This window comes from Acidiferrobacteraceae bacterium (genome assembly GCA_037388825.1).
Taxonomy (GTDB): domain Bacteria; phylum Pseudomonadota; class Gammaproteobacteria; order Acidiferrobacterales; family JAJDNE01; genus JARRJV01.
The window spans coordinates 1-25,952 of the sequence record JARRJV010000014.1 but is presented as its reverse complement, the minus strand read 5'-3'; the positions used below and the strand labels follow the sequence as shown (position 1 = coordinate 25,952).

Genomic DNA, 25,952 nt, shown 5'->3' with positions numbered 1-25,952 from the left:
GGCAGGAAATGATCGAAAACGACCGACTGATATCGGCCCATGTGATGTCTACACCGGAGGAGCTGGCCCACGATCGCGCCCTGCGTCCGCATCGCATTGGCGAGTACATCGGCCAGCCCCATGTGCACCAGCAACTGGAGGTCTTCATCGCCGCCGCGCTCAAGCGCAAGGAGCCGCTTGACCATGTGCTCCTGTTTGGCCCGCCCGGCCTGGGCAAGACCACCTTGGCCCATGTGATCGCCAACGAGATGGGGGCCAACCTGCGTCAGACCTCGGGCCCGGTGCTGGAGCGTCCGGGAGACCTGGCAGCGCTCTTGACCAACCTCGAACCCAACGACGTGTTGTTTATCGATGAGATCCATCGCCTCAGCCCGGTTGTGGAGGAAATCCTGTATCCGGCCATGGAGGACTACCAGCTCGACATCGTGATTGGCGAGGGACCGGCAGCCCGTTCGATCAAGCTGGATCTGCCACCCTTTACGCTCATTGGTGCGACCACCCGTGCCGGCCTGCTCACGTCACCGCTGCGCGACCGTTTTGGTATCGTTCTTCGGCTGGAGTTCTATCGGCCTGATGACCTTGCCAGAATCGTGCAACGTTCTGCCGGTATCCTGAGCGTGCAAACCACTTCCGAAGGCGTGCAGGCCATCGCCGCTCGTTCCCGTGGTACGCCCCGCATTGCCAACCGCCTGCTGCGGCGGACCCGCGACTTCGCCGAGATCAAAGGCGATGGCACGCTGACCGGCGACATTGCCGCGTCTGCACTCAGCATGTTAGAAGTGGATGAACAGGGTTTCGATACCCTGGATCGGAAGCTGATCCGCACCGTGATCGAGAACTTCGACGGCGGCCCGGTAGGCATCGACAGTCTTGCCGCAGCCATCAGCGAGGAACGCGGCACCATCGAGGACGTGGTCGAACCGTTTCTGATCCAGCAGGGTTTTCTCATGCGTACGCCGCGGGGCCGGGTCGCCACGCGCAAGGCGTGGGAGTATTTCGGACTGGCTGTGCCGCAGGCGGCGGCGCGGCTGCAAGAGGATTTGTTTGACGAATCCTGACCCCTTTTCCGCCACCGTTCGTTTACAGGAATACCAGGCGGTATCGTGAGTACGTTTACACTTTCCATGCGCGTCTACTACGAAGACACCGATTCCGGCGGGGTCGTGTATTACGCGAACTACCTTCGTTTCATGGAGCGCGCCCGAACCGAATGGCTGCGGTCCCTGGGTTTCGAGCAGGACGAACTTTTGCGCGATAACGGAATCCTATTTGCCGTGCGTACCGCGAGACTGGATTTCCTGAAACCGGCGAGATTCAACGATCTGCTGGAAGTGACGGCGGAACCGGAGCGGCAGGGCAAGGCCAGTGTCGACTTTCGCCAGCAGGTACGCCGCGGCGAGGAACTGTTGTGTACCGGGGAGATTCGCCTGGCGTGTATCGACGCCGAGCGTTTTGTCCCGGCGCCGATTCCGGAGGAGATTGCACGCCGGTTTTCGTCCGCAGGGAGCCCGGCGGCGGGAACTGTAAAGGCGCGCACGGTACGATGAACCCGGTATCACAAAAGGTATCCATCCTTGGGCTGGTTGGCGAGGCGAGTCTGCTGGTGCAGCTCGTGATGCTGCTCCTCCTTGCGGCCTCATTCGTGTCGTGGACCATGATCTTCCGCAAGTGGTTTCAGCTTCGCCGTGCGCGCCGCATTGCCGACGAGTTCGAGGATCGCTTCTGGGGAGGCGCGTCCCTGGATCAGCTGTATACCGAACTCAATCGGCGGGACACCGACGCCATCGGTATGGAAGACATATTCCTCAGCGGCTTTCGTGAGTTTCGCCGTTTGCTCACCCACGCCCACGGGACCACTACCGAGATGCTGGATTCCGTGCGCCGCTCCATGCGCGTGGCCATGACCGCCGAAATCGATGAGCTGGAAACCCATTTGTCCTTCCTGGCCACGGTTGGCTCCACCAGTCCCTACGTAGGTCTGTTCGGCACCGTGTGGGGCATTATGAATTCCTTCCGCGCCCTGGGTGCGGTACAGCAGGCATCCATCGCCCACGTCGCGCCCGGTATCGCCGAGGCCCTGATCGCGACGGCCATGGGATTGTTTGCGGCCATTCCCGCGGTCATTGCATACAACCGTTACTCGAATCGCGTGGAGCGCCTTATTACCCGCTACGAGATATTCATGGAGGAATTCTCCAGCGTGATCCAGCGCCAGCTGGTGAGGGCGCCGAAATGACCGAGCCTTTGTTACGACGCCAGCCACGCAAGCCGATGTCGGATATCAATGTCGTACCCTACATCGACGTGATGCTTGTTCTGCTGGTGATCTTTATCATCGCCGCGCCCCTGTTGAGTCAGGGGGTGAAAGTGGACTTGCCCCAGGCCGCTGCGCGGGCCGTAGATACGAAAGATCCGGAAAACTTGGTGGTGACTGTGGATCGTGAGGGTCATTACTATCTGGACGATCGGCCTATCGATGAAAAGGCCCTGCGACGCAAGGTCGGCGCCATCCTCGCGGCGCGGCCACTGACCACGGTGTTGATCCGGGGCGATCGTCGTGTGCCCTACGGGACCGTTGTGCAGGCGATGGTGCTGCTGCAAAACAGTGGCGCGCCCAGTGTAGGCTTGATCACGGAACCGCCCCCGCGGCGGTGATGTCGGTGGCGATTCGGCACCGATCCCATGCCAAGGATTCGGCCCGGGCGCTGGGTCTTGCCCTGTTGGTGCATGGCACCGTCCTGGCCCTGCTGGCGATCCAGTTGCGATCCAGTGCGCCGCTGGCGACGCCGGCACCGGTAATCCAGGCCAAGGTAGTTCGTGCTACCAGCCAGGCACCGGAGCCTAGCGCGGCCCAACGCGCGGCGGCGCGCAGGGAAGCGGAAAGCCGCAAACGGGCCGAGGAGCGGGCGCGGCAACAGCAGGCGCGGCACGAGGCGGAGCTGAAGCGTAAAGCGGACGCGCGCAAACGGGCCGAGGCAAAGCGGAAGGCCGAGGCAAAGCGGAAGGCCGAGGCAAAGCGGAAGGCCGAGGCAAAGCGGAAGGCCGAGGCGGAACGGCAGAAACGCGCGCAACATCAGTTGCAGCAACAACTGGCGGCAGAAGAGGCGCAGCGCGCGAAGGACGCAGAACGTGCGCGGGCCATGCAGGAGGCGGCGGGATTCAAGTCCAGGATCTTCGCGCGCATCAGCCGCAACTGGATTGTTCCGCCTCAGGTCGATCGCGGTCTGTCGTGTACGGTACTGGTGCGCCTGGTCCCCGGCGGCGAAGTGCTCAGTGTCGCAATCAAGAGGCGGAGCGGGGACGCGAATTTCGACCGCTCGGTGGAGAACGCGGTATACAAGTCGTCGCCTTTACCGGTACCGGACGATGCGGCGGCCTTTGAACAATTGCGGGAACTCGAGCTGACGTTCTCGCCCAATGACATACAGCGGTAGATCATATGCGCAGCCTGGTATCCATTACATTGCTTCTTGCAACCCTCCTGCCTGCAGCACCGGCAGCGGCCATACTCAAGATCGAAATCACCCAGGGTGTGGCAGGCGGGATCCCGATTGCGGTGGTCCCGTTCGGCCGACCCAAGGGTGCACCAATGCCGCAGGATGTCGCCGCCATCGTCCGGGCCGACCTGGCGCGCAGTGGTCGCTTCGCGCCACTGGCGGCTGACAAGCTGCCGGCAAGGCCAACGCGCAACCGGGACGTAGTCTACAAGGACTGGCGCCTGGTGAAGGTGGACGCGCTGGTGATTGGAACTGTCCAGCGAAGGAAGGATGGGCGCTACCAGATCGAATTTCGCCTGATGGATGTGTACAAACAGCGGCAGCTGACCGGCTATCGCTACGTGGTTGCAGAGAAACGCCTGCGCGCGATCGCGCACCAGATCGCAGACCGAATCTACGAAAAGCTTACCGGCGAGCCGGGTGTGTTCAACACACGTGTTGCCTACGTGAGCCGCCAGGGTGTGGGGAAGAATGTCAGGTTCCAGCTGAATGTAGCCGATTCGGATGGCTACAATCCGGTGGCGATCGTGACCTCGCCCGAGCCGATTATGTCGCCGGCCTGGTCTCCTGACGGCAAACAGATCGCCTACGTGTCGTTCGAAGCCAAGCGCTCCATGATTTACCTGCAGAGCGTAATCACCGGCAAGCGCGAGCGGCTGGCCCAGTACCCCGGGATCAATAGCGCGCCGGCATTCGCCCCCGATGGGCGACGGCTGGCCATGACCCTGTCCCGCGATGGGAACGCGGAAATCTACGTCATGGATCTGAAGACCAAGCACCTGAAGCGTTTGACCTTCGATCCCGCCATCGATACGGAACCGACCTGGTCTCCGGATGGCAGTCAGATCATTTTTACCTCGGATCGTGCCGGCGGCCCGCAGCTGTATCGCAAGTCCGCCTCAGGCGGAGCACCCACGCGTCTGACCTATGAAGGAAGCTACAATGCTCGTGCGCGCTATGCACCGGATGGCAAGTCGGTCGCCTTTGTGACCCGCAGGAACGGCCGCTACGACATTGGTGTCATGAACCTGGGCAGCGGTTCCGTGGACGTTCTCACCAATACCCGTCTGGACGAGTCCCCGAGTTTCGCGCCCAACGGGAGCATGATTCTGTACGCAACCGAGATTCAGGGACGAGGTGTATTGGCCTCGGTCTCTTCCGACGGGCGTGTGCGCCAGCTGTATACCCTGACCGATGCCGACATCCGCGAACCGGCGTGGTCCCCCTATCTTCCCCGTTGATGCACTGAAGGAGTCGACGATGAAAATGCCTGCGAAACTGATCTGGACCGCGATGCTGCTGCTCGCCCTGGCCGCCTGCCAAACGGAACCGTCCAAGGAGGGCGGGCCGGAAGGCGCCGGGGGCGAGGTGACCACCGGGACCGCGGGGGGGACCGGGGAAGTCGGTGGTGAGGTCCTGGGGGGTGAAGAGCAGCCTGTGGTAACGACTGTTAACTTTGCGTTCGACAGCAGCGAGGTTGACGACCACAATCGCGAAACCGTCGAGGCCAATGCCGCCTGGCTGGTCGCCCACCCGGACGTGAAGGTCCGCCTGGAAGGAAATTGCGACGAACGCGGGACGCGGGATTACAATCTGGCCCTCGGGGAACGTCGCGCCAAGGCCGTGATGCGCATGATGGTGGTTCTGGGTGTCAGCCGCGATCGGATGGAAACGGTGTCGTACGGCGAGGAGAAGCCATTGGATCCGGGGCACAACGAGGCTGCATGGGCGCGCAACCGACGGGTGGAGATTGTCTATCCATGAATGTCCGGGCCGTACTGACGACGACACTTTTGGGATTCCTGGTAATCGCGGGATCGCCGTTATCCACTTACGCGGGCTGGCGATCCCAGGGTCCCGAAGACCAGAAGGCCGCGGACAAGGACGCCCCCGCGAACATTTCAAAGGAAACCCTGGTCGAGTTGTTGCAGCAACTGGATTCGCTGCAGACCGAGGTGCGCCAGTTGCGCAATCAGGTGGAGGTCCAGGGGCACGATCTCGAGGAATTGCGTTCGCGCCTGCAAGATCTCACGGCCGATCTCGATCGCCGGGTGCGCAGCCTGGAGCGCGTGGGCGGGCCTGCGCCACCCGCAACGGGTTCGGCGGCGGCTGGAAACACCGGCCCGCAACCGGCCACTTCCAGTGCGATTCCTACGGCAACGGAGCAGCACGCCTACGATGCCGCGTTTCAGCAAATGAAGCAGGGGGACTACACGGGTGCGGGGCGGGCCTTTCATGCCTTCATTGCGAAGTTTCCCTCCAGCCCGCTGGCGCCCAATGCCCAGTACTGGATTGCCGAGACCAGCTACATCAAGAGAAATTTTGCCAAGGCACTGAAGGACTACATCAAGGTACGGGAAACCTATCCGGGGAGCCGCAAGGTTCCCGATGCAACGCTGAAGATCGGCTACACCTACTACGAGTTGCATGAATGGGACAAGGCGCGCACCTTTCTGAACGAGGTTGCCTCGCGCTATCCGAATACCGTGCTGGCGCGCTCCGCAAAATCCCGATTGGCCCTGATGCAGAAAGAGGGCCACTAGATCCCGCGTGAGTGCGATGTCCACTTCCGAAACACGCGCGCGGGAACGCGTCCGAGTAACAGAGATCTTCCACTCCGTGCAGGGGGAGGCGAGGTCCGCGGGCTGGCCGACGGTTTTCGTTCGCCTGACCGGCTGTCCGCTGCGATGCGGCTACTGTGACACCGAGTACGCATTCACCGGCGGACATTGGATGAGTTACGATGACATACTTTCCGCCGTAGCACCCTACGGAACGCGCTATATAACGGTGACGGGGGGAGAGCCCCTTGCCCAGACCGGTTGTCCGGATCTGTTGCGGCGTCTGTGTGACCATGGCTATCACGTCTCTCTGGAAACCAGTGGCGCGCTCGACATCGAGGGCATTGATCCGCGGGTCAACGTGGTCATGGACATCAAGACCCCCGGGTCCGGGGAAGTGGCGCGCAATCGTTTTGAGAATCTCGCCCATCTGGACAAGAATGACGAGATCAAATTCGTGATTACCAGTCGCGAGGACTACCTCTGGAGCCGTGAGCAGGTGGAGGCGCGAAACCTGGACGGGCTTTGCGATGTGCTTTTTTCGCCAGCGGAGGGATTGGTAAATCCGCGCGAACTGGCGGAGTGGATCCTGGAAGACCATTTGCCGGTGCGCATGCAGGTCCAGTTGCACAAGATTCTCTGGGGCAATGAGCCCGGACGATAGAAAGTCACCGCTGGCCGTGGTGTTGGTATCGGGCGGCCTGGACTCGGCCACGACGCTCGCCATTGCCCGCAGCCAGGGCTATGCATGTTACGCATTGTCTTTTGACTATGGACAACGTCACCGGGTCGAACTGAAGGCGGCGAGCCGTGTCGCCGCGAGCATCGGCGCGGTCGAACACCGGACCATGCGGCTGGATATCGGCTGGATGGGTGGGTCGGCCCTGACGGATACGGATGTCCCTGTTCCCGAAGAACCGGGAGAGGGCATCCCGATCACTTACGTGCCCGCGCGAAACACGATATTTCTTTCGGTCGCGCTGGGGTGGGCCGAGGTTTTGGGCGCGCAGGATATATTCATCGGGGCCAACGCCGTGGACTATTCCGGCTATCCGGACTGTCGTCCCGAGTTCATTCGCGCATTCGAGGAACTGGCGAATCTGGCGACCCGTGCGGGGGTGGAGGGGCAGCGTTTTACGATCCATGCGCCCCTGATTGCCATGAGCAAGGCCGAAATCATCCATACCGGCGTAGGTCTGGGAATAAATTATGGCCTCACCGTGTCCTGCTACAATCCCGGCCCAAACGGCGAGGCCTGTGGGGTCTGCGATTCCTGCCGTTTGCGGGCCCAGGGCTTCCGGGAAGCCGGTGCTCCGGATCCGACCCCCTACAAACCGCGCTAGAATCGCGGTGGTGGCGGGGCCGGGAAATGCGATAAAATTGCGTTTCCGCTACCGGTTTTTTTCAAATAAAACAATGAGGTCCGGTGTCGTCTCAAGCGCGCCGTCGGGCTGTACTGAGCCAGAAGGAACCAGATTATGCATCTCACCACACATCACGAGGTCTTGCTGATTGTCTTTCTCACCGCGGTCGTACTGGGCGCGGTCGCCAACAAGACCAATTTTTGCACCATGGGCGCGGTCTCGGACTGGGTCAATATGGGGGATACCGGGCGCCTGCGCGCGTGGATCTTCGCTATCGCCATTGCCATGGCCGGCGTACTGTTGCTGGAGTCCACCGGGGTCATCAAGATCCCGATCGGGAGTGGAACCTTTCCTCCCTATCGCACGCCAAATTTTGCCTGGCTGCGCTACGTGCTCGGGGGCTTTCTGTTCGGAATCGGCATGACCCTGGGCAGTGGCTGTGGCAACAAGACCCTGATCCGTGTCGGTGCGGGCAACATCAAATCTCTAGTGGTACTGGTGTTCGCGGCGGCGGTTGCGTACGCCATGCTGTGGACCGACTTCTTCGGGCTGTACATCTTCCCCGCGGTTCAGGCCACCACCATCGACCTCGCACGCCACGGCATCGACAGCCAGCAGTTGGGGACCCTCGTCGGCGGCCTGTTCGGCGCCTCCGCCTCGGGTACGCTGAACGTGGTGGGTGACCGGTGGTTCCCTGGGGGCGCGCTGGATCGAGGACGCCCAGTTCTCGGCCGAACCGCCCAGCCGCGTGGCGGTGCAGTCGTATACCTTTATCAGTCCCATGGGTGACAGCTTCCGCTATGTTATGCACCCGACCCACCTGGGCTACATCAATTTCGGCATTATGGCCCTGACCGGCGTGATCGTCGGTTCTTTCCTCTATGCCGTGATCACCCGCAAGTTCCGAATCGAATGGTTCGTGAACGGAAAGGATGCCGCCAATCATGTCGCGGGTGGCGTGCTCATGGGCTTCGGTGGCGTGCTCGCCATGGGCTGCACCATCGGCCAGGGCATCACCGGATTCTCCAGCCTGGCAGTGGGTTCCATGCTCGCGTGGATGTCTATCGTATTTGGTGCCGCGCTGACGATGAAGACACAGTACTATCTGCTGGACGAGCAGGGCTTCGTGAAGGCCCTGCGCATGGCGCTTGCCGACATGCGTTTGATGCCGGCGGCCAAGTAACGGCTCTGTCTTGTCAAACCAGGTCCCGCGCCGGGACCTGGTTTGACATGAACAGGGGCGGTCGCGATAATCCCGCCTCATTTTTTGGGCCGTTAGCTCAGTTGGTAGAGCAGTGGACTTTTAATCCATTGGTCGTAGGTTCGAGTCCTACACGGCCCACCATCTTTCTTCCGTTCGCCGCGTCGCTTCGCTTCGCTAGAACCACTTCTTCCGTTTGAAGAAGATGATCATCCCGCCAATCATGGCCACCATCAGGAACCAGGCGAACAGGTAGCCGTAGGGCCATCCCAGTTCCGGCATGTTCCACGAACCTGCCTGACGATCGAAATTCATTCCATAGACGCTGGCGATGAAGGAGGGCGGAATAAAGATCGTAGCAATGACGGTCAATACACGCATGACTTCGTTGAGGCGATTACTGACGCTGGACAAGTACACGTCCACCATGCCGGAAATCATGTCCCGATAGGTTTCGAGCAGATCCATGATCTGGATCGTGTGGTCATAGCAGTCGCGAAGATAGATGTGGGTATCGTCGCCGATCAGGGGCGAGGCCTCACGCATCAGGGTATTGAGCACTTCCCGTTGCGGCCACAACATGCGGCGCAGCAGTAGCAGATTGCGCTTCAGTTCATGAATCCGCGCCAACCAGGTCCAGCAGGGTATACAAGAGGTAGCCAGCGCCTCGGGTACGTAGCCTGCCGACTCCGTTGCGCAGGCGTTTGCGCACCGGCTCAAAGGGGTCGTCGCGCCCCTGATGAAAGCTGACTACATAGCGATCGCCCAGGAAAAGGCTGACCTGTTCCACCTCAATACTGCCGTTCCGCTGCACTGGCAGCGAGGCGATTACAAAATACTGGTTTGGATACGTCTCGACCTTGGGGCGCTGCCCGGAATTGAGAATATCTTCCAGCGCGAGCGGATGCAGATCTAACTGGGTACCCAGCTCGTACAGGACATCGGGTTCGGCGGTACCCTGAACATGAATCCAGGTAATCGTCGGCTGGTCGAGATAGGCGCGGCAATCTGTGGCCCCTACCGTACCGGCATCTTCAAAGTGATCCGCATCGTAGTCCATGACGCGGATGCTAAGGGGCCACACTTCCGTTGATTCCGACGGGATCAGGGTTCCTGGCGCCGTACCGGGCGGATGGTAGCGTTTTCCGAAATAGGCCATGATAGCGAGTATCCATGCCGAACTGAGCAGGTTATACGCTACCACTATCCCCAGCCTACGTGAAACGCAGTGGAAGGAGGGCGTAGATGGAAATGGAGCAAGCCGAACGGCAGCAACGACTGTTTTTCGCGCTGTGGCCCGAGCCGGCAGAGCAGCGCCGCTTGTACGATGTAGGTCGCGGTCTTCTTGCCGGACAGTCGGGAAAGCTGATTGTGCCCGAGGCCATCCACATGACTGTGGTGTTTCTGGGAAATGTCTCCGTGGAGCAGTTGCCGCAAATACGGGAGATTGGGGCGGAAACCCCGTGGCAAGACGTGAATGTATGTTTCGACCGCATTGGGTGGTTTCGTCGCGCACGGGTCGTCTGGGCCGGCAGCAGCAATCCGCCCGAGGCCCTGGCGACCGTAGTCGAAGGTCTGCAGGCACGGCTACGCGGTGCCGGCCTGCATGTGGATCGAAGAAATTTTCAGCCGCATATTACCCTCCTGCGGAAGATTCGCCGGCCGCCGGCACAAAGGGAAATGGAGCCGGTCGAGTGCTGTTTCAGACGAATCTGTCTGGTGCGTTCGCAATTCGACAGGGGCGGCTCCCGCTATGTGAACGTGGACTGTTGGCCCACATTGGAAGAAACATCCGATACATCAGGCGGGAAATAAAAAGCCCCGCGTCCTTGCAGAACGCGGGGCCGGTTCAGCGCCATGGTAAGCTAGGCGTTCTTCTTCTTTTCCATCATTTCGTGAATCATGGGCGTCAGAACGAGTTCCATGGCAAAGCCCATCTTTCCGCCCGGTACCACGATCGTATTGGGGCGTGACATGAAGGAATCGCCGATCATGTTCAGGAGATAGGGAAAATCGATCCCGTCAGGATCACGGAAACGGATGACGATAAAGCTTTCGTCAGGCGTCGGAATGTCGCGCGCGATGAACGGGTTGGAGGTATCCACGGTCGGTACGCGCTGGAAGTTCACGTGCGTGCGCGAGAACTGCGGCGTGATATAGCGCGTGTAATCCGGCATACGCCGAAGAATGGTCTCGACGATTGCCTCGGCCGAATACCCCCGTTCCGCGGCATCGCGATGGATCTTCTGAATCCACTCCAGGTTGACGATGGGCACGACTCCTACGAGCAGGTCCACAAAGCGCGCGACATTGGCGGTGTCGGTAACCACTCCGCCATGCAGGCCTTCATAGAACAGCAGATCAGTCCCTTCGGGTATGGGTTCCCAGGGGGTGAACTCGCCGGGTTTCAGGCCTTTGTACGGGGCCGCTTCCTCATCGCTATGCAGGTACAGGCGCTTGTCCCCGGTCCCGGTCTCGCCGTACTGCTTGAACAAGGCCTCGAGCTTGTCGAACAGGTTGGCGTCAGCACCAAAGTGGCTGAAGTGGCCGGTCGTGTCTTTTTCGGCCGCCTCTTTCATTTCGACGCGATTGTATCTGTGGAAGCTGTCGCCTTCGATGATCACCGGATTGATTCGTTCGCGATGGAAGATGTGCTCGAAGGCGCGCTTGACGGTCGTCGTGCCGGCGCCCGAGGAACCGGTGATGGCGATGACAGGATGCTTGACGGACATGCAGGGTACTCCCCGTTAATCGTTGGTCTTATGGGCCAGAATTCTCGAAGCCGCCGATTCTACCCCAAGGCCCCGCACCACTTCCAACCGGGATAACGTACTGTTTATACAGGATAAATGTCGCAATCCTCAAGGCAGCACGCAAGCGCGTGGCCGCAGAGCCGCGGGATCAGGGCAGGTATAATCGCAGTTTGGAAGAAATCGAGCGGAGGAAGAATGAGAAAATGGACTGTCATGGCGCTGGTGGCGATGATGTCGCTGGGCACGGCCTGGGCCAACCAGGTGGAGATCGTGGCCACGGAATTCGTGTATCAGGGGGGTTCGTGGACCGTGAATACGACCTTGCGACACCATGATACTGGTTGGGATCACTATGCGGACGAGTGGCGTGTCGTTGATTCCAGCGGAAAGATTCTGGGCGACCGCGTGTTGTTTCATCCCCATGAGGATGAACAGCCGTTCACCCGAGGTCAGAGTGGAATCGTGATTCCTGATTCTACTCACATCGTGTTCGTCGAGGCCCACGACAAGGTGCACGGATGGAGCCCGCAGCGGGTTCGCGTCGACTTGCGAAAACGAAAGGGTCTGCGTTTCCGTGTGGAGCGGCGCTAGGAAAAGAAAAGGCCCGGCGATGCCGGGCCTTTTCTGCTACATCTCCCTGGTTCAGGTGTAGGCCAGACCAGGATTTCCCTTGACCCCTTTGATGATCGGCGTGTTCGGCTTGTTGATCTTGACCGTCTTCTTGTCCCGAAGGTAGTCCGCCACCACGTCCCAGATATCAGGCAGGGAGTCCGCCTGGGGATGGATACTCGCCCAGCCTGCGACCAGGTAAGTCTTCCCCGGGTCGATGCGTTTCCCACGAAGGGTCATGTCCGAAATTCGGTGACCAATGTTCTTCGAGGGGTTGATGGTATAGTGCATTCCGCCCAAACGAACCATATCGCCGCCCTGCTGGTAGTAAGGGTCCTTGTTGAACAGATTGTCGGCGATATCCTCCAGGAGATCCTTGATCTGTTTGCCGGTCAGATTGTTCAGCGTGGACTTTGGATAGGTGATCGCGGTCTGATCCATCACCCGCTCCATCGTAATGGGGTCGCCCGGAAGGATGGAGGTACCCCAGCGGAAGCCCGGTGAAAACGCGATATCCGCTCCGCGCACCTCCAGCATCGCATCACATATCATCTGATCGAACGTACCGTTGAAGTTGCCCCGGCGGTACAGGACGCTGTCCGCAACGGCCAGCTTTTCATTCAGCTTATTGAGATAGGGCGCACGGACCTTGTTGATGTATGCATTCATTGCATGGTCCGGGTCGATCAGGTTGGAGAACACCGGAAGCAATTTGAAGCGATGGCCTTTGACCTTGCCTCCACGCACGTCCAGATCGAGGACGGACACGAACTTGCCATTTGATCCGGAGTTCATGACCATGGTAGTGCCCTTGGCGTTTTTTACCGGCACCACGCCCGGGACCGCATCGTGGGTGTGGCCACCGAAGATGGCGTCGACACCGGTTACGCGGGAGGCCATCTTCAGGTCCACGTCCATGCCGTTGTGGGATACGATGACCACGACGTCCGGTTTCTCCTTCGAACGGACCTGATCCACGACTTCCTGCATCTTGTCGTCGCGGATACCAAAGCTCCATTCCGGGAACAGGTAGCGCGGGTTGGCGATAGGGGTGTAGGGGAAGGCCTGACCGATCACCGCCACCCGGACGCCGTGCAGGTTTTTGACCGTGTACGGCTTGAAGGCGCGCAGGGTGTTCTCATTGAACCCGGAGAAATCCGCAAACTTGTAGTCGAATGCCGCTGCGTCGGTAACAAAGACATTCTGTGCGACAAAGTCCCCCTTGAATTCGTTGATGTTGGCGATTGTCTCAGTGTCGTGATAGGTGAATTCCCAGTGACCGGTCATCACGTCGACGCCCAACTGGTTGGTAGCGCCGACCATGTCCTTGCCACGGGTCCACAAAGCGGTACCGGAACCCTGCCAGGTATCGCCGCCGTCCAGCAGCAGCGAACGGCCTCCCGGGGCCTCGGAGCGCAGTTTCTTCACCAGCGTGGCAAGGTGGGCAAAGCCACCGACCTTTCCGTACTGATGCGCTGCATGCTCGAAATCCAGATAGGTGAACGCATGGGCATCACGCGAACCCGGCTTGACGCCGTAGTATTTGAGCAGATGCTCACCGACCAGATGGGGCGGTTTGCCCACGGACTGGCCGATGCCAATGTTAATCGACGGTTCGCGAAAATAGATTGGCAGCAATTGTGCATGACAATCGGTGAAGTGAAGCAGGCGAACGTTGCCGAATTTGGGCATGTCGTAGAATGCATCCACGCCATCCCGATTCTTGGCTGTTGCGCCCAGGGGCAGGCCGGATGCCGCGGCGGCGGCCAGTACCTGCAGAAACTCACGTCGTGAAAGACCCATTGATTCCTCCGAAATGCTTCGTACGCATGTCAGTTTTGTATTTGTACAACGATGTGAAAAGTCACCGTTTTATTCCCTGTAATTCCATCCAAAAAAACGGGAAGAAAAAAGCCCGGCCCGGAATTACCGGGGCCGGGCTCCTGTTTCTGACGACCGTGGGTCGTATTAACCGCGCTGGCTGGGTGCCTTGATCGGAATACCGGTGTCCATGTACATCTCATAGACTTCCAGTGCTTTGTATTCCTTGCTCTGAGCTGCGAACGGCTTGGCGCGGACCTGCTTGTTACAGCCACCGTAACGGCGGTGCAGGGTGCCGAGATTGCCCCACTTGGAACGGTACACGGGGAAGCCCGTGCCGTGGCCCAGGGCGGGGCCGAGCACCTCGCCGCCAATGAAGTTGCCGGCGGCGTGCAGGTGGCAGTCGGCGCAGGCAAAGTTCAGCTGGCCGCGCTTGGCCCAGAAGAACTTCTTGCCGTACTCGTACATGGCCTGCATGCCGGGATCGGAGACGTCGATCTTCATCTTGTAACCGTTGGAAAGGGATTTCATGTAGGCCACGACCTCGGCCATCGTTCCCTTCTTCAGATCCTTGATCGCCTTCTTGCCCTTCTTGACGAGGCAGCTGTTGATGTCATTAACGATGGTCCGGACCTCTTTCGCCCGCTTGTCCCAGTAGGGATAGTGGGCCGCGACGCCCTTGCCGCCGTTGCGGAAGCAGCTGGCGAGACCGTTGGCTTCCCAGAACTTCTTGCCCTTCGCCAGTTCCAGCTCGTACGGCGGGAATACCATGATTTGTTCCCACTGGGCGCGCGCCGCCTTGTCTTGCGGAAGCGCGTATACGCCGTCGTGGAAAGAGCTGAGCTTCACTCCCGGGAATTTCTTCAGGAAGTAGCCCTGAAAGGCCTTCAGGTCACTCTTGGGATCTGCTTTCGCCGCCAGAGGTACGCTGAGGACCACCCCAAGGGTGATGAGTATCGTTGCAATTTTTTTCATGAACTCCTCCTATCGAGACCTTTGCATGCCGACGCCGTGGTAGGGACGATCGGCATGTTCCGGCAATGACCTAGCGAACCTTCTGCGAAGCGGATCCGCTTTCTTTCATGTTGTCGTTCCAGCTAACGGTGACGGTGTCGCCGGACTTCACGCCACTGACACGAACGCCAACCATCGCGTTCTTGGATACCGCCGGGCCCAGGTTTGCGGAAGCGACTTCTTTTCCGTTCACGGCGAAATTGAACTTCTCGATGAAGTGCGCCGGAATCAGCTTGCCGGTTTTCTTGTTCTTGGCGCGGCCGGTGTCCATCGGGTGGTTGACCAGCGCCAGGATCTCGGTGTGGGACCCAACCTTGCGGGTCCGGATACGGGTTAGTCTAGCCATTTCTGAATTCCTCTCGTCTAATTCTTCGGTGGGGGTGTCTCGGCCGGTATTAACCGCCGCAGCCACCCACGGTTACCTTGACCAGCTTCTTCGTCGAATACGTCGTCCCACCCACGCGGACCACGGCGACGATGTCGGAGGTCTTGCCCATCTTCACACGGGTACGGAAGTATCCGGTTGCATTGGACGCGAGGTCGACGCTGGCTGCGAGCGTGGCCGGGTTGTTGGGAATCATGATCGCGATGGATTGGGCGTTCATGCTGGTTTCCACCGTGACCGGGACCACCGCTGCATTCTCCGCCTGAATTGGCGCGTCCAGTGTGATCTTGGAGCTGGCGGAATGGGCCGTTGAGCCATACAGGGACTTCAGGGTGTCTTCCACGCCCTTCGTCTTGAAGGCAGCGGAAGGGTAGGCTGCCGCGGCCAAGACCTCGGTGGGCCGAAGCAGGCCGGCACCGGCTGCAACGGCAACCACGCCGCTGGCCATGGCGCCCTTCAGAAAGGTTCTGCGTTTCATCGTATTCACGTGCATTCTCCTCAAATACAATAGGGGACGTTATAAAGCTGTGTTTTGCTGGTCTGGAACCCCTACAGGGTCATCAGCCAGTCCACAACTTCATCGAGTTCCTTGCTGCTCAGAATATGGTGGGCACCATAGGGTGGCATGAGCGTCCGCGGATTACTCGTGCGCTTGTCGTAGACCAGGGCCTTAACTTGTGCCTTGGTGTAGCGTGCCTTGAGATTTTTCAGGGCAGGACCAATGTTGCCGGCCTGCAGGCGGGTTTTTTCGATCCCCTTGAATGCGTGGCAGGCGTGACAGTTGCCCTTTTTGCGGTCGGTGGCGACACAGCCGCCCTTGACCACTGGATCGGTAGCCTTCTTGCAGACTTCCGGGCTAGGCATATTGCCCACGGCGTAGGCCTGCGAAGTAAACGCCATACCGCCGATCAACATGGCTGCGGCGCCGACTCCGGCGAGGATCTTCGGGAAATTACGCATTGCTCCTCCTAACTTCCGTTACGTGAATCCGGTTTCTCCGGTCTCGCTTTTTTTAATTGATTCCGGTGGTCCGGGCTTTCTTGGCGATGTACTGAGACAATCGGTGTCGCCTTTCGGCATCGCTGCGCCTCGTTACTCTGTGGAACGATACCGCGGCGCGAGGGCGTTAGCATACATAGGCCTTTGCCACGATAGCAAGCCCCGAGGCCGTCACAGCATAAGGTAAATGCGTTTGGACGATTTAGCGCACGGACAAGACCGCCAACATTCGCGTGCGGTATGTTCGTACATAATTAAATAATGAAATAGGAATCCGATATCAGATTCCCGTGCACGCCTTTGGGGGGTTACTTCTTCTGATTCTCGGCCAGGCCCTGGGCCTGAAGTTCTTTCATGCGGGCCTCGATCTGCGCGGTCGCATAGTAGTCACCCTTGGCGCGGCCCATGGCAATATCAAGCTGGCGCATGGCGGAGTCCCGGTCGCCACTGAGCACATAGTATTCCGCCAGCGCCCGATGGGCCTCGACCAGCTTGCCCGTTTCTCCCGCCGCCCGGGCAAACAGCTTCTGCAGCGGTGCGTCGTTGCGATGGCTGCGCGCCAGGGGTCGGAGCACGGTGTAGGCATCCTTCGGGTGGCCGGCGGCAATCATTGCCGCGGCATATCGTTGCGTCAGCCAGTTTTCGGATTTCCGACCGGCAAAGGCGCGCTTGTACAGGGCGACCGCGGCCGGGGTCTGTCCGGCCTTTAGCAGAATGTCTGCCTTCGCCAACAGGTAGTGGACGTTCGTTGGATGGCTGCGCAACAACCGATCGATCTCCTGTTCAGCGGAATGCGTCTGATTCCTTTCCATCAGCGCAATCGCATATCCGTATTCCGCCGCTTCCTGGCTGCTGCCCTTCTCCAGACGTGCGCGCGCGTCCTTGAGCGAAGAACCGGCCGGAAGGCCATAGAGGGCGATGGCGCGTGCACGAAACAGGTAGAAGTCATGATTGTTCCGCCGGTGAACCTTCGGGAACCGCGCGGCGTTGTCACGGGCCTCGGCCAGGCGCTGGCTGGTTACGGGATGGCTGCGAACGAAGACGGGAACGTCGGCGCCGTTGATGCGATCCACTTTTTCCAGTTCACCAAAGAAATCCGCCATGGCCGTGGGGCGGTATCCCGCGCGCGCCAACAGTCCAATTCCGACCCGGTCCGCCTCCTGTTCGAAGGACCGCGTGAAGGTCATTTGCCGGTCCGCGTTGTTGGCGATCGCTGCGAGGGCGGGTCCGGCCGCCCCGGAATCTCCGGAACCCGCGGCGAGCACCATGGAGGTCAGCAGCGCGGCCAGTGTGACGCCGGACAAGCGTTTTTGTTCCACCAGCATGCGCTGCCAGTGGCGCTGGGTAATGTGGGAGATTTCGTGGGCCAGCACCGCGGCGAGTTCCGATTCGGAATGTGCGGCGAAGATCAGGCCAATGTCCACCCAGATCACGCCGCCGGGCACGGCATGGGCGTTGATGGTCGGATCGTTAACAAGAAAGAAATGGAATGCCGGATGACCGCCGCGAATCTTCGCGACGAGGGAATTCCCGATCCGGTCCAGGTAGTGGTTCAGTTCCGGGTCGGCGACGTAGTCCAGCGACTGACGGATCTGGACCATCACCTTGTTGCCGATTTCCCGCTCTTCGGCAGGCGAGATATCAGCCGTACTGTCCTGGCCCAGCTCGGGGAGTCCGCTGGAGCTTGCCGGTGCGGCGAGCGCTGGCAGGGCGATTGCGGCAGCCAGAATCGCCGTCATCAGGAATCGCGGGAGCCAGAAACTGCGATTGTCGGGGGTCATGCGCAGGCCACCGGGTGGTGGCAACGGTTACGGAATCTTCGCGCAGAATACAGCAAAAAAGCCTTAGTTTTCAAACCCTAATATTCCGTTTTAAAGGGAGATTTTCCCGGTTTGGGGGTTCGATCTTCTGCCGCCGCTGAGCGGGCAAAAGTACTTGCGAACTATTTGGGAACAGGGCAATCTATATAAATTGTTCAATTCAAATTAAATAATATTCTAATCGACCCGCCTGCGACTGCGGGGAATTGAGCAGAATTCCCGGGCCGGCGCCCCGTCGGCAATCTTGCCCCGTCACAGGACCGTCCGGGATGAGGTTTCTTTCCGACGTAGCGAACACCCGGATGCGGGTGCCGCGCGGCATTGGCGAGAATCGCTGGATTTATGTCAGGAGGAACAATGGCAGACCAAGAACTCGATGCACGTGGCCTCAATTGCCCTTTGCCGATCCTGCGCGCAAAAAAGGCGCTCAATGATCTCGGCGGCGGGCAGACCCTGCGCATCGTTGCTACCGACCCCGGATCCGTAAAGGATTTCCAGGCCTTTGCCAAACAGACCGGCAATGAGCTTCTGGAGTCGTCCGAGACCGGCGGCGAATTCGTCTTTCTCATCAAGAAGAAGGCGTAGTTAGCGACCCACTGGGTGGGCCGTCCACATAAGCGCAATCCACTATCACAGTCAGTATGGTTGATCGACCGATCAGGAGGGGAACATGGCAGACAAGAAAATGATGATTATCGCAACGAAGGGCACCCTGGACTGGGCGTACCCTCCGTTCATTCTCGCGTCCACCGCGGCGGCCCTGGGTATGGAGGTGCAGATGTTCTTCACCTTCTATGGCCTGCAGTTGCTGCGCAAGAAGCTCGCGCTCAAGGTCAGCCCGCTCGGCAATCCGGGTATGCCCATGCCGATGGGTATGGACAAGTGGTTCCCCGTACTGGGTACGGCAATCCCGGGAATGGAAGCCATGATGACCATGATGATGAAGAGCAAGATCAAGGGTAAGGGCGTGGCCAGCATTGCCGAGCTGCGTTCCCTTTGCATCGAGGCCGAGGTGAAGTTCCTCGCCTGTCAGATGACGGTGGATCTGTTCGACATGAAGCGTACCGACTTCCTGGACGAGGTTTCAGACTACGTCGGAGCGTCCACCGCACTTGCCTATGCCGGGGACGCGGACATTAACCTGTTTATCTGATCCGGCCCGCTTCGGGCACCGGGAAAGGGGCGCATGGGCGCCCCTTTTCTTTTTGGCCCATCGAGTTGACAGGGGGTCGCGGGAAACCTAATTTGCACTACACTAGCAGGTGAAAGTGGCGTGCCGGGTCGGGATTCCCGTCGCAGTCCCTGCCCATCACACAACGTAGGACCGGAAGACGTCGATGTCCGAAGCCAGAACGGAACCCCAGGCATCCCTGCCTGAAAATACCGACCCACTACAATTGCTGGGACAGGTGCTCGCCCTCGCGGTGCGTCTGAACGCATCCGATATCCACATTCGCAGCCGCAACCACCCGATTCTCCGGATTGACGGCGTGCTCCGCGCGGTGCGCGAGATTCCCCCACTCAGTCCGGCATTCCTGGAAAAGCTTGCGAACAGCGTCATGTCCGAGCGTCACCAGAAGCAGTTCGAGCGTGACCACCAGGTGGATCTCTCGGTGGGATTCAAGGATATCGGGCGCGTGCGTGCCAACGTTTTCTACCAGCGCGGCAGCATTGCCCTGGTGCTGCGCGTGATCAATACCAAAGTGCCGGAACCCAAGGAGCTGGGCCTTCCCGAGATCGTGCAGAAATTCACCGAGTTTGAACGCGGCCTGGTGTTGATCACCGGTGCCACCGGATCGGGCAAGTCCACCACCCTGGCTTCCCTGGTGAATGAAGTGAACCGCATGAAGGCGAAGCATATCATTACCATCGAGGACCCCATCGAATTCCTGTTTACGGAGAAGAAATCCATCATTACCCAGCGCGAGGTGGGCGTGGATACGTCCACCTTTGCCGACGCGATGCGGGCGGCCATGCGTGAGGATCCGGATGTGATTCTCCTCGGCGAGATGCGCGATCCGGAAACCATCGAAACCGCCCTGGCGGCCGCGGAGACCGGCCACCTCGTTTTTTCGACCGTACACTCGCCAGCGGCCGCGGAGACGGTGACCCGAATCGTGACGTCTTTTGCGCCCGAGGCCCAGACCGGTATCCGCGCCAAATTGGCGCAGAATCTCCTGGGTGTGGTCAGCCAGCGATTGCTGCCCCTGGCCGGCGGCAGCGGCCGGATTGTGGCGTGCGAGGTGCTGACGGCCTCGGCCCTGGCGCGGGAGCTGATCCTCGATCCGATCAAGGTCAAGGAACTGCACGAACTGATCAAGAAGGGCACATTGGCCGAGGGGATGTTGAGTTTCGATACCTGTCTATTCAACCTGTTCAAGGCCAAGCATATCGACGCCGATACGGCCCTGCGGTATGCCACGAGCCCGACGGATCTGAAACTCAAGCTCGAAGGTTTCTGAGATTCACCCATGATGGCCGGTGAAAACCGGCACAAATTCAGCTTATTGGGTTATACTCTGGGTCTATTTTCCGTCGACGGACGGAACTCAAATCCTGCCGGACCCGGCCGGCCTTGCTCTCAACGGGGTACGTGAACCACCATGGCAGATCGGCGACTGCAGGTATTCCATACGGTTGCGCGGCTGTTGAGTTTTACCAAGGCCGCGGAAACCCTGCACATGACCCAGCCGGCGGTCACGTTCCAGATTCGCCAGCTCGAAGAGCACTTCAACACCCGTCTTTTTGACCGCACGCACAACCGCATCAGTCTGACGGAGGCGGGCGATCGTGTGTTCGAGTACGCCGATCGCATTCTTTCCCTGTACGGGGAGATGGACAATGCCATCCGTGAATTGACGGGCGATGTCAGCGGCGTACTCATCATTGGTGCCAGTACGACGATCGCCGAGTACGTACTCCCCAGTATTCTGGGCGAGTTCAAGGAACGAAATCCGGGGGTAAACATCCGGCTCAACGTGTCGAATTCCGTGGGTGTGGTCCACATGGTGGAGAACAACACCGTGGACGTGGGCATCGTGGAGTCCCCCATCACCAACAAGAACCTGGCGGTGGAGGTGTGCTGGCACGACAAACTGGTTTTCATCTGTCCACCCGATCATCCGCTGGCAAAAGAGAGTTCCATCCCGGTGACGATGCTGTCGGATGTTCCATTTGTATGCCGGGAAGAGGGTTCGGGTACGAGGGACTTCATCTTTCAGCACCTGGCTTCCAGCAACATCCAGCCCCAGGACGTGAACATCAGCATGGAAGTCGGCAGCCCCGAAGCGGTCAAGAGCGCCGTGGAGGCCGGACTGGGCGTATCCGTCGTCTCCCAGGCCACCGTGGCCAAGGAGCTGGAACTCGGAACCCTGGTTGCCCTGCCCCTGGAACCGCCCCTGGAACGACCGTTTTCCATTGTCTATCAGCGACAGAAATTCCGCCTGCGTGCCATGGACGAGTTCATGACCTTCGCCTATGAGCACTGCGAAAAGAAATCGGCCGGAAATCGCAAGCTGGAACAACGCCTGGGAAGCTGATGAGTGGTCCGTCGGACAAGGAACAGCGGCTGGAGTCCGCGTTTCGGCAATTGCCGCCGGCACAGCAGGACATGGTACTGGAGTTTGCCGAGTATCTACTCGAGCGTTATGGGGAAGAGCTGCCGCCACAGGAACCGCTGTGGATCGCGCGACCGGATGACGAATCGGTAGTTGGCGCCATCAAGCGTTTGCGGTCCAGTTACCCCATGCTCGATGCGCAGGCCCTGCTCGCCGAGACCTCGGAACTAATGTCCCAGCACCTGACCGGCGGGCGTGATGCGGAAGAGGTGATCGATGAACTGGAAAACCTGTTTCGTATCCACTTCGAGAAGCTTCAGGACTAGCGACGCAGCACACTAGATTTCCTTCAGGTCCTCGAGTACGGTCTCCACGTGGCCGGGCACCTTCACCTTCCGGTATTCCTTGCGCAGTACCCCTTCGGCGTCGATGATAAACGTGCTGCGCTCGATTCCCATGACCTTTTTGCCATACATGTTTTTTTCCTTGATGACATCGAAGGCCTTGCACAGCTTTTCGTCCGGGTCGGATACGAGATCGAAGGGGAACTTGTACTTCGCCCTGAAGCCTTCGTGGGATTTCAGGCTGTCGCGAGAAACACCGAGAACGACGACCTTGCGGCGTTTGAACTTCGCGTGATGGTCGCGGAAGTCCTCGCCCTCGGCGGTACAGCCCGAGGTATTGTCTTTCGGATAGAAATACAGGACCACGGTCTTGCCCTGCAGGTCGGACAGGCGCATCTCCTGATCGCCGGTCAGGGCGAGTTTCAGATCGGGGACGGGTTTGCCCAGGCGTGCTTTTCTTGTTGCCACGTTCGATTCCTCGCCACTTCAGTATTGACGGCTGCGAAGCCTAACATCAAACCGGGGGCGGCAGTACCGGATTGGCGGCGGGACTCTAGTCAGCTTCCCGGTCGATGGTGCAGCAATGGTGCGTGGCGGCAGCGGTCGTTTCCAGTACTGCGCCCGTGACCGGATTCTCGCGGAAGGTGGTACAGCCCTTCAGACCCTTGTCGTAAGCCGTCTCATAGAGAGAGCGGAAGGCCTCGTAATCGTAGTCCGGCGGGACGTTGATGGTCTTGGAGATGGCACTGTCGACAAAAGGTTGCAGCGCAGCCTGCATGTCCAGGTGCGCCTCGGGTGTGATTTCCCAGGCGCGAACGAAGGTGTCCGGTACGGGCGTATCGCCGTGTGCCTCCGACCAGCGTTGCCGGGCGAAATCCGTGAGTTTGTAGTGGACCAGGCTGCCGTCGGCCTCCCGCACCGCACGCTGGTAGGACCAGTCGTAGACGGGCTCGATCCCGCTGGAGATATTGTTTGCCAGCAGGCTGATAGTGCCGGTGGGCGCAATGGCGGTGAGATGACTGTTGCGGATGCCGTTGCGGGCGATGCCTTCGCGAATGTCTTCGGGAAGGGCCTGGACAAAACGGCCCTGCAGGTACTGTTCCTTTTCGAACGCCGGAAAGCTGCCACGCTCGCGCGCCAGCTCGATCGAGGCGCGGTAGGCGCTGTGGCACACGGTGCGCATGATCCGGGCTGCCTGCGCGCGACCGGCATCGCTGTCGTAGCGCAGGCCCAGCAGAATCAGGCTGTCGGCGAGACCCGTGACACCCAGCCCGATGCGGCGCGAATGGTGGGCCTGGTCCCGCTGCGCGGGAAGGGGAAAGCGCGAGGCGGTGGTAACGTTGTCCATCAACCGGACGGCCGTCGCTACCGTCGACGTCAACGCTGTGAGATCGACACGCGCATCGTCTGCGAACGGACGCTGGATGAATTGGGTCAGATTGACGGATCCCAGGTTGCACGCACCGTAGGGCGGCAGCGGAATCTCGCCGCAGGGGTTGGTGGCGGTGATGTGCTCCCGATACCAGAGGTTGTTCATTCGATTAATGCGATCGACAAACAGTACCCCGGGTTCCGCGTATTCGTAGGTGGCGCGCATGAGTCGCTGCCACAGTTCCCGTGCGGGTACACGGGCAACGATCTTGCACGGGAGCGCCTGGGCGTAGCCCGGCCATTCACGGATTACGGTCTCGCCTTCACGGCCCTGGATGCTCTCGGCCGGAAACACCAGAGGCCATTCACTGTCCGCACGCACCGCCTCCATGAACTCGTCCGTCACCTGGATGGAGAGATTGAAGTTGCGCAGCGCCATCCGGTCCTGCTTCGCCTCGATGAATTCGACGATGTCCGGGTGGTCGCAGCGAAGGGTTGCCATCATGGCGCCGCGGCGCGCGCCGGTGGACAGGAGCGTGCCGCACATGGCGTCCCAGATGCGCATGAAGGAAACCGGTCCCGACGCGACGGCTCCCGCGGCGCGGGCGTAGGTCCCGCGTGGACGCAGGGTGGAGAAGTCATAACCCACGCCGCCGCCCTGCTGCATGGTCAACGCGCCTTCCTTGAGGCCGTCGAAGATGCCGTCCATGGAGTCTTCAATCACACCCATGACGAAGCAATTGAACAGGGTGACCCGGTGGGCGGTACCGGTTCCAGCCTGGATGCGGCCACCGGGCAGAAAACGGAATCCCTCGAGGATGCCGTAGAATCGGTCTGCCCATTGCTCCTGGTTTTCCGGCTCGACGGCTGCGAGGCCGCGGGCGATGCGCTGCCAGGTATCGGTCACCTCCCGGTCGACGACCCGATCCGCTTCACGATGGCGATACTTCGTATCCCAGATATGGCGCGAGATTTCGGTGAGGAAAAACTCCTGGCTCATGGTGCGATCCCGACGTGTGGATGCTTCACCTACAATTGTATCCCAGGCGCGGCCGGGGAGCCGGTCTCCCGCCCCGTCGACGGTGAAATTTCCAGCAGGGACATCAGCCGCCGCGCATCGCGCGGCGCCGCGCCTTCTCCGTCGTTGTCAAAGTAGACGTGGACGGTCCGACCCTCCCGGTGCCACCGGCGAATGCGATTTGCCCAGTATTGCAATGAGGCGCGCGCGTACGCCGATGCATAGGTGCGGGTGTGCCCGTGCAGGCGCAGGTAGACCAGGTCCGTGGTTACCTCGTCCCAAAGGGGCCAGTCCGCTGCATCGGAAAGACATATCGCAATGCGACGCTGCGCCAGACATCGGCGCGTTTCTTCGACGAACCAGGAGCGATGGCGGAACTCAATCGCATGACGCACGGTGTTCCAGGAATTGAGGGCTGCGACGAATTCCTGCAGTCGGTCGAGGTGCAGATGGAAGTTGCCCGGCAGTTGCCACAGGACCGCCGCCAGCTTGTCCCCGAGGGCATCGGCGCGCTCGCGTTCCAGCTTGATGGGGGGTCGTGGATCTTTCAGCTTCTTGTTGTGAGTGAGGAAGCGATTGCCCTTGATGGTGAAACGAAATCCGGGCGGGGTCTGGTCGCGCCAGCGCTCGAAGGTGCTGCGATTCTGCAGGCGGTAGAAAGTGGCATTGATCTCGATGCCGGTGAACTTGCTGGCGCAATAGGAAAGCCAGTCATTCCTGCGCAGCCCACGATAGAAGTCGTCGCGCCAGTGGTCATAGTTCCAGCCACTGGTGCCAATGTAAATTGGTGCAGGGTTCAGCCCTTGACGCATACCAGGGGCTCGAGTCGGGCAACCTTCCGGGCAAGGCCGGCGGCGTCGCTGGCATCCACCACCGCGGTGACATCCTTGTAGGCCCCTGGGGCCTCCTCGGCGACGCCGCGCATGCTCGGGCTGCGAATGACAATCCCGCGCGTGGCAAGCTCGTCCACGAGCTGGCGGCCATGCCATTGCCGGGTCGCGGACCCCCGTCAGGCAGGGTTGGATGACCGGGGCCGAGGGCGCGTGTTGCACCCTTGCGATGCACGAACAGGCGCCGCGGCCGGCCATCGACGGTGTGTTCCTCTTCCTTGCAGGTATTGTGTGACACGTCATACAGCAGGCGCAGGTCGGCCTGGGGCAGGATGCGGGCGAAGGCCTCGCGCGCCAGGTGGGTGACAATCTGGCGGTTCGCCAGCGCGCAGTTGATGCCGGCGCGCATGGCACCGAGATACTCCTCGCCCAGGGGTGATTCCAGCGGCGCGCAGGCCAGTTCGCGATCAGGCAGCGACAGCCCGTAACGCGGTGCCTCGGTGACCATGCGTTTGAGGAACTCGGTTCCGATCTGGTGGCCCAGGCCGCGGGACCCACAGTGGATGCTGAGGACCACGTCCCCGCCGCGCAGACCAAATCTGGCGGCGGTATCGGGATCGTAGACATCGGTGACGTGCTGCACCTCGAGATAGTGATTGCCCGACCCCAGCGTACCCATTTCGCGGTGCTGGCGTTTCTTGGCATGAGCCGAGACGGCACGCGGGTCCGCACCTGTCATGCAGCCGCGTTCCTCGATGCGCTCCAGGTCCTCCGTACGTCCCCAGCCGTTCTCCAGCGCCCACACGGC

32 protein-coding genes and 1 tRNA gene are annotated in these 25,952 nt (G+C 60.2%); 20 read left to right on the top strand and 13 right to left on the bottom strand.

The window, feature by feature from the left end; translation table 11 throughout:
* Nucleotides 1-8 precede the first annotated feature (8 nt).
* The 13 genes from ruvB (at nucleotide 9) to P8X48_03785 (ending at nucleotide 8,767) form a co-directional block, all read left to right on the top strand.
* Nucleotides 9-1,058 (top strand): Holliday junction branch migration DNA helicase RuvB, encoded by a 1,050-nt coding sequence (ruvB, locus tag P8X48_03845; GenBank protein ID MEJ2106450.1) that lies wholly within the window; start codon nucleotides 9-11, stop codon nucleotides 1,056-1,058.
* 45 nt (nucleotides 1,059-1,103) lie between these two features.
* Nucleotides 1,104-1,547 (top strand): tol-pal system-associated acyl-CoA thioesterase, encoded by a 444-nt coding sequence (ybgC, locus tag P8X48_03840; GenBank protein ID MEJ2106449.1) that lies wholly within the window; start codon nucleotides 1,104-1,106, stop codon nucleotides 1,545-1,547.
* Nucleotides 1,544-2,236 (top strand): protein TolQ, encoded by a 693-nt coding sequence (tolQ, locus tag P8X48_03835; GenBank protein MEJ2106448.1) that lies wholly within the window; start codon nucleotides 1,544-1,546, stop codon nucleotides 2,234-2,236. The genes ybgC and tolQ overlap by 4 nt, the downstream gene beginning before the upstream one ends.
* The gene (gene tolR / locus P8X48_03830; GenBank protein ID MEJ2106447.1) at nucleotides 2,233-2,655 is read left to right on the top strand and encodes a protein TolR; all 423 of its coding nucleotides are present in this window, start codon (nucleotides 2,233-2,235) and stop codon (nucleotides 2,653-2,655) included. The genes tolQ and tolR overlap by 4 nt, the downstream gene beginning before the upstream one ends.
* Nucleotides 2,656-2,660: 5 nt before the next feature.
* On the top strand, nucleotides 2,661-3,434 hold the full coding sequence (gene tolA / locus P8X48_03825) for a cell envelope integrity protein TolA (GenBank protein ID MEJ2106446.1): 774 nt from the start codon (nucleotides 2,661-2,663) through the stop codon (nucleotides 3,432-3,434).
* Between the two features lie 5 nt (nucleotides 3,435-3,439).
* Nucleotides 3,440-4,738 (top strand): Tol-Pal system beta propeller repeat protein TolB, encoded by a 1,299-nt coding sequence (gene tolB, locus P8X48_03820; protein MEJ2106445.1) that lies wholly within the window; start codon nucleotides 3,440-3,442, stop codon nucleotides 4,736-4,738.
* Between the two features lie 19 nt (nucleotides 4,739-4,757).
* On the top strand, nucleotides 4,758-5,261 hold the full coding sequence (gene pal / locus P8X48_03815; protein ID MEJ2106444.1) for a peptidoglycan-associated lipoprotein Pal: 504 nt from the start codon (nucleotides 4,758-4,760) through the stop codon (nucleotides 5,259-5,261).
* The gene (gene ybgF / locus P8X48_03810; GenBank protein ID MEJ2106443.1) at nucleotides 5,258-6,040 is read left to right on the top strand and encodes a tol-pal system protein YbgF; all 783 of its coding nucleotides are present in this window, start codon (nucleotides 5,258-5,260) and stop codon (nucleotides 6,038-6,040) included. Before pal ends, ybgF begins: the two co-directional genes overlap by 4 nt.
* Nucleotides 6,041-6,056: 16 nt before the next feature.
* The gene (gene queE / locus P8X48_03805; GenBank protein MEJ2106442.1) at nucleotides 6,057-6,722 is read left to right on the top strand and encodes a 7-carboxy-7-deazaguanine synthase QueE; all 666 of its coding nucleotides are present in this window, start codon (nucleotides 6,057-6,059) and stop codon (nucleotides 6,720-6,722) included.
* Complete coding sequence (gene queC / locus P8X48_03800; GenBank protein ID MEJ2106441.1) at nucleotides 6,706-7,401, top strand: 7-cyano-7-deazaguanine synthase QueC; 696 nt, start codon at nucleotides 6,706-6,708, stop codon at nucleotides 7,399-7,401. Before queE ends, queC begins: the two co-directional genes overlap by 17 nt.
* Nucleotides 7,402-7,536: 135 nt before the next feature.
* The gene (locus P8X48_03795; protein ID MEJ2106440.1) at nucleotides 7,537-8,211 is read left to right on the top strand and encodes a YeeE/YedE thiosulfate transporter family protein; all 675 of its coding nucleotides are present in this window, start codon (nucleotides 7,537-7,539) and stop codon (nucleotides 8,209-8,211) included.
* Nucleotides 8,204-8,605 (top strand): YeeE/YedE thiosulfate transporter family protein, encoded by a 402-nt coding sequence (locus P8X48_03790; protein MEJ2106439.1) that lies wholly within the window; start codon nucleotides 8,204-8,206, stop codon nucleotides 8,603-8,605. The genes P8X48_03795 and P8X48_03790 overlap by 8 nt, the downstream gene beginning before the upstream one ends.
* Nucleotides 8,606-8,691: 86 nt before the next feature.
* Nucleotides 8,692-8,767: transfer RNA gene (locus tag P8X48_03785), tRNA-Lys, on the top strand.
* Nucleotides 8,768-8,800: 33 nt separating this feature from the next.
* Here the strand turns inward: P8X48_03785 and corA are convergent.
* Together corA and P8X48_03775 are read right to left on the bottom strand one after the other, a co-directional pair.
* Nucleotides 8,801-9,253, bottom strand: coding sequence for a magnesium/cobalt transporter CorA (corA, locus tag P8X48_03780; protein ID MEJ2106438.1), 453 nt, complete (start codon nucleotides 9,251-9,253; stop codon nucleotides 8,801-8,803).
* Complete coding sequence (locus P8X48_03775; protein MEJ2106437.1) at nucleotides 9,237-9,782, bottom strand: CorA family divalent cation transporter; 546 nt, start codon at nucleotides 9,780-9,782, stop codon at nucleotides 9,237-9,239. Before P8X48_03775 ends, corA begins: the two co-directional genes overlap by 17 nt.
* An 86-nt stretch (nucleotides 9,783-9,868) precedes the next feature.
* On the opposite strand from P8X48_03775, the gene thpR reads away from it, so the two are divergent.
* The gene (gene thpR / locus P8X48_03770) at nucleotides 9,869-10,438 is read left to right on the top strand and encodes an RNA 2',3'-cyclic phosphodiesterase (protein ID MEJ2106436.1); all 570 of its coding nucleotides are present in this window, start codon (nucleotides 9,869-9,871) and stop codon (nucleotides 10,436-10,438) included.
* A 50-nt stretch (nucleotides 10,439-10,488) separates the two neighbouring features.
* Here the strand turns inward: thpR and P8X48_03765 are convergent, their stop codons facing one another.
* Nucleotides 10,489-11,355, bottom strand: coding sequence for a phosphoribulokinase (locus P8X48_03765; protein ID MEJ2106435.1), 867 nt, complete (start codon nucleotides 11,353-11,355; stop codon nucleotides 10,489-10,491).
* Nucleotides 11,356-11,571: 216 nt separating this feature from the next.
* On the opposite strand from P8X48_03765, the gene P8X48_03760 reads away from it, so the two are divergent.
* Entirely contained in the window at nucleotides 11,572-11,967 is a 396-nt protein-coding gene (locus tag P8X48_03760; GenBank protein MEJ2106434.1) for a hypothetical protein, read from the top strand.
* Between the two features lie 51 nt (nucleotides 11,968-12,018).
* Here the strand turns inward: P8X48_03760 and soxB are convergent, their stop codons facing one another.
* The 6 genes from soxB to P8X48_03730 all read right to left on the bottom strand — a co-directional run bounded on the left by soxB (nucleotide 12,019) and on the right by P8X48_03730 (nucleotide 17,985).
* Complete coding sequence (gene soxB, locus P8X48_03755; GenBank protein ID MEJ2106433.1) at nucleotides 12,019-13,788, bottom strand: thiosulfohydrolase SoxB; 1,770 nt, start codon at nucleotides 13,786-13,788, stop codon at nucleotides 12,019-12,021.
* 165 nt (nucleotides 13,789-13,953) lie between these two features.
* The gene (gene soxA, locus P8X48_03750; protein ID MEJ2106432.1) at nucleotides 13,954-14,781 is read right to left on the bottom strand and encodes a sulfur oxidation c-type cytochrome SoxA; all 828 of its coding nucleotides are present in this window, start codon (nucleotides 14,779-14,781) and stop codon (nucleotides 13,954-13,956) included.
* Between the two features lie 70 nt (nucleotides 14,782-14,851).
* On the bottom strand, nucleotides 14,852-15,166 hold the full coding sequence (gene soxZ / locus P8X48_03745; GenBank protein ID MEJ2106431.1) for a thiosulfate oxidation carrier complex protein SoxZ: 315 nt from the start codon (nucleotides 15,164-15,166) through the stop codon (nucleotides 14,852-14,854).
* Nucleotides 15,167-15,215: 49 nt separating this feature from the next.
* Nucleotides 15,216-15,683 (bottom strand): thiosulfate oxidation carrier protein SoxY, encoded by a 468-nt coding sequence (gene soxY, locus P8X48_03740; protein MEJ2106430.1) that lies wholly within the window; start codon nucleotides 15,681-15,683, stop codon nucleotides 15,216-15,218.
* A 71-nt stretch (nucleotides 15,684-15,754) separates the two neighbouring features.
* Nucleotides 15,755-16,165 carry a sulfur oxidation c-type cytochrome SoxX gene (soxX, locus tag P8X48_03735; GenBank protein MEJ2106429.1) on the bottom strand — a complete coding sequence of 137 codons (411 nt, stop codon included), beginning with the start codon at nucleotides 16,163-16,165 and terminating at the stop codon, nucleotides 15,755-15,757.
* A 347-nt stretch (nucleotides 16,166-16,512) separates the two neighbouring features.
* Entirely contained in the window at nucleotides 16,513-17,985 is a 1,473-nt protein-coding gene (locus P8X48_03730) for a M48 family metalloprotease (GenBank protein ID MEJ2106428.1), read from the bottom strand.
* A 396-nt stretch (nucleotides 17,986-18,381) separates the two neighbouring features.
* Between P8X48_03730 and P8X48_03725 the strand changes: the two genes are divergently transcribed.
* The 5 genes from P8X48_03725 to P8X48_03705 all read left to right on the top strand — a co-directional run bounded on the left by P8X48_03725 (nucleotide 18,382) and on the right by P8X48_03705 (nucleotide 21,907).
* On the top strand, nucleotides 18,382-18,609 hold the full coding sequence (locus P8X48_03725) for a sulfurtransferase TusA family protein (protein MEJ2106427.1): 228 nt from the start codon (nucleotides 18,382-18,384) through the stop codon (nucleotides 18,607-18,609).
* Between the two features lie 85 nt (nucleotides 18,610-18,694).
* Nucleotides 18,695-19,177 (top strand): DsrE/DsrF/DrsH-like family protein, encoded by a 483-nt coding sequence (locus P8X48_03720; GenBank protein ID MEJ2106426.1) that lies wholly within the window; start codon nucleotides 18,695-18,697, stop codon nucleotides 19,175-19,177.
* Nucleotides 19,178-19,361: 184 nt separating this feature from the next.
* Nucleotides 19,362-20,486 (top strand): PilT/PilU family type 4a pilus ATPase, encoded by a 1,125-nt coding sequence (locus P8X48_03715; protein ID MEJ2106425.1) that lies wholly within the window; start codon nucleotides 19,362-19,364, stop codon nucleotides 20,484-20,486.
* 141 nt (nucleotides 20,487-20,627) lie between these two features.
* Nucleotides 20,628-21,563, top strand: a complete 936-nt coding sequence (locus tag P8X48_03710; protein MEJ2106424.1) for a selenium metabolism-associated LysR family transcriptional regulator — start codon at nucleotides 20,628-20,630, stop codon at nucleotides 21,561-21,563.
* Complete coding sequence (locus tag P8X48_03705; GenBank protein MEJ2106423.1) at nucleotides 21,563-21,907, top strand: hypothetical protein; 345 nt, start codon at nucleotides 21,563-21,565, stop codon at nucleotides 21,905-21,907. The genes P8X48_03710 and P8X48_03705 overlap by 1 nt, the downstream gene beginning before the upstream one ends.
* Nucleotides 21,908-21,919: 12 nt before the next feature.
* Here the strand turns inward: P8X48_03705 and P8X48_03700 are convergent, their stop codons facing one another.
* The 4 genes from P8X48_03700 to P8X48_03685 form a co-directional block, all read right to left on the bottom strand.
* Nucleotides 21,920-22,393, bottom strand: a complete 474-nt coding sequence (locus P8X48_03700; GenBank protein ID MEJ2106422.1) for a peroxiredoxin — start codon at nucleotides 22,391-22,393, stop codon at nucleotides 21,920-21,922.
* A gap of 85 nt (nucleotides 22,394-22,478) precedes the next feature.
* On the bottom strand, nucleotides 22,479-24,296 hold the full coding sequence (locus tag P8X48_03695; protein MEJ2106421.1) for an adenosylcobalamin-dependent ribonucleoside-diphosphate reductase: 1,818 nt from the start codon (nucleotides 24,294-24,296) through the stop codon (nucleotides 22,479-22,481).
* A 29-nt stretch (nucleotides 24,297-24,325) separates the two neighbouring features.
* Nucleotides 24,326-25,126: a DUF72 domain-containing protein gene (locus P8X48_03690; GenBank protein MEJ2106420.1), complete on the bottom strand. Its 801-nt coding sequence runs from the start codon at nucleotides 25,124-25,126 to the stop codon at nucleotides 24,326-24,328.
* On the bottom strand, nucleotides 25,068-25,952 hold an 885-nt coding region (locus P8X48_03685), incomplete at its 5' end, for an RtcB family protein (protein ID MEJ2106419.1). The genes P8X48_03690 and P8X48_03685, both read right to left, overlap by 59 nt.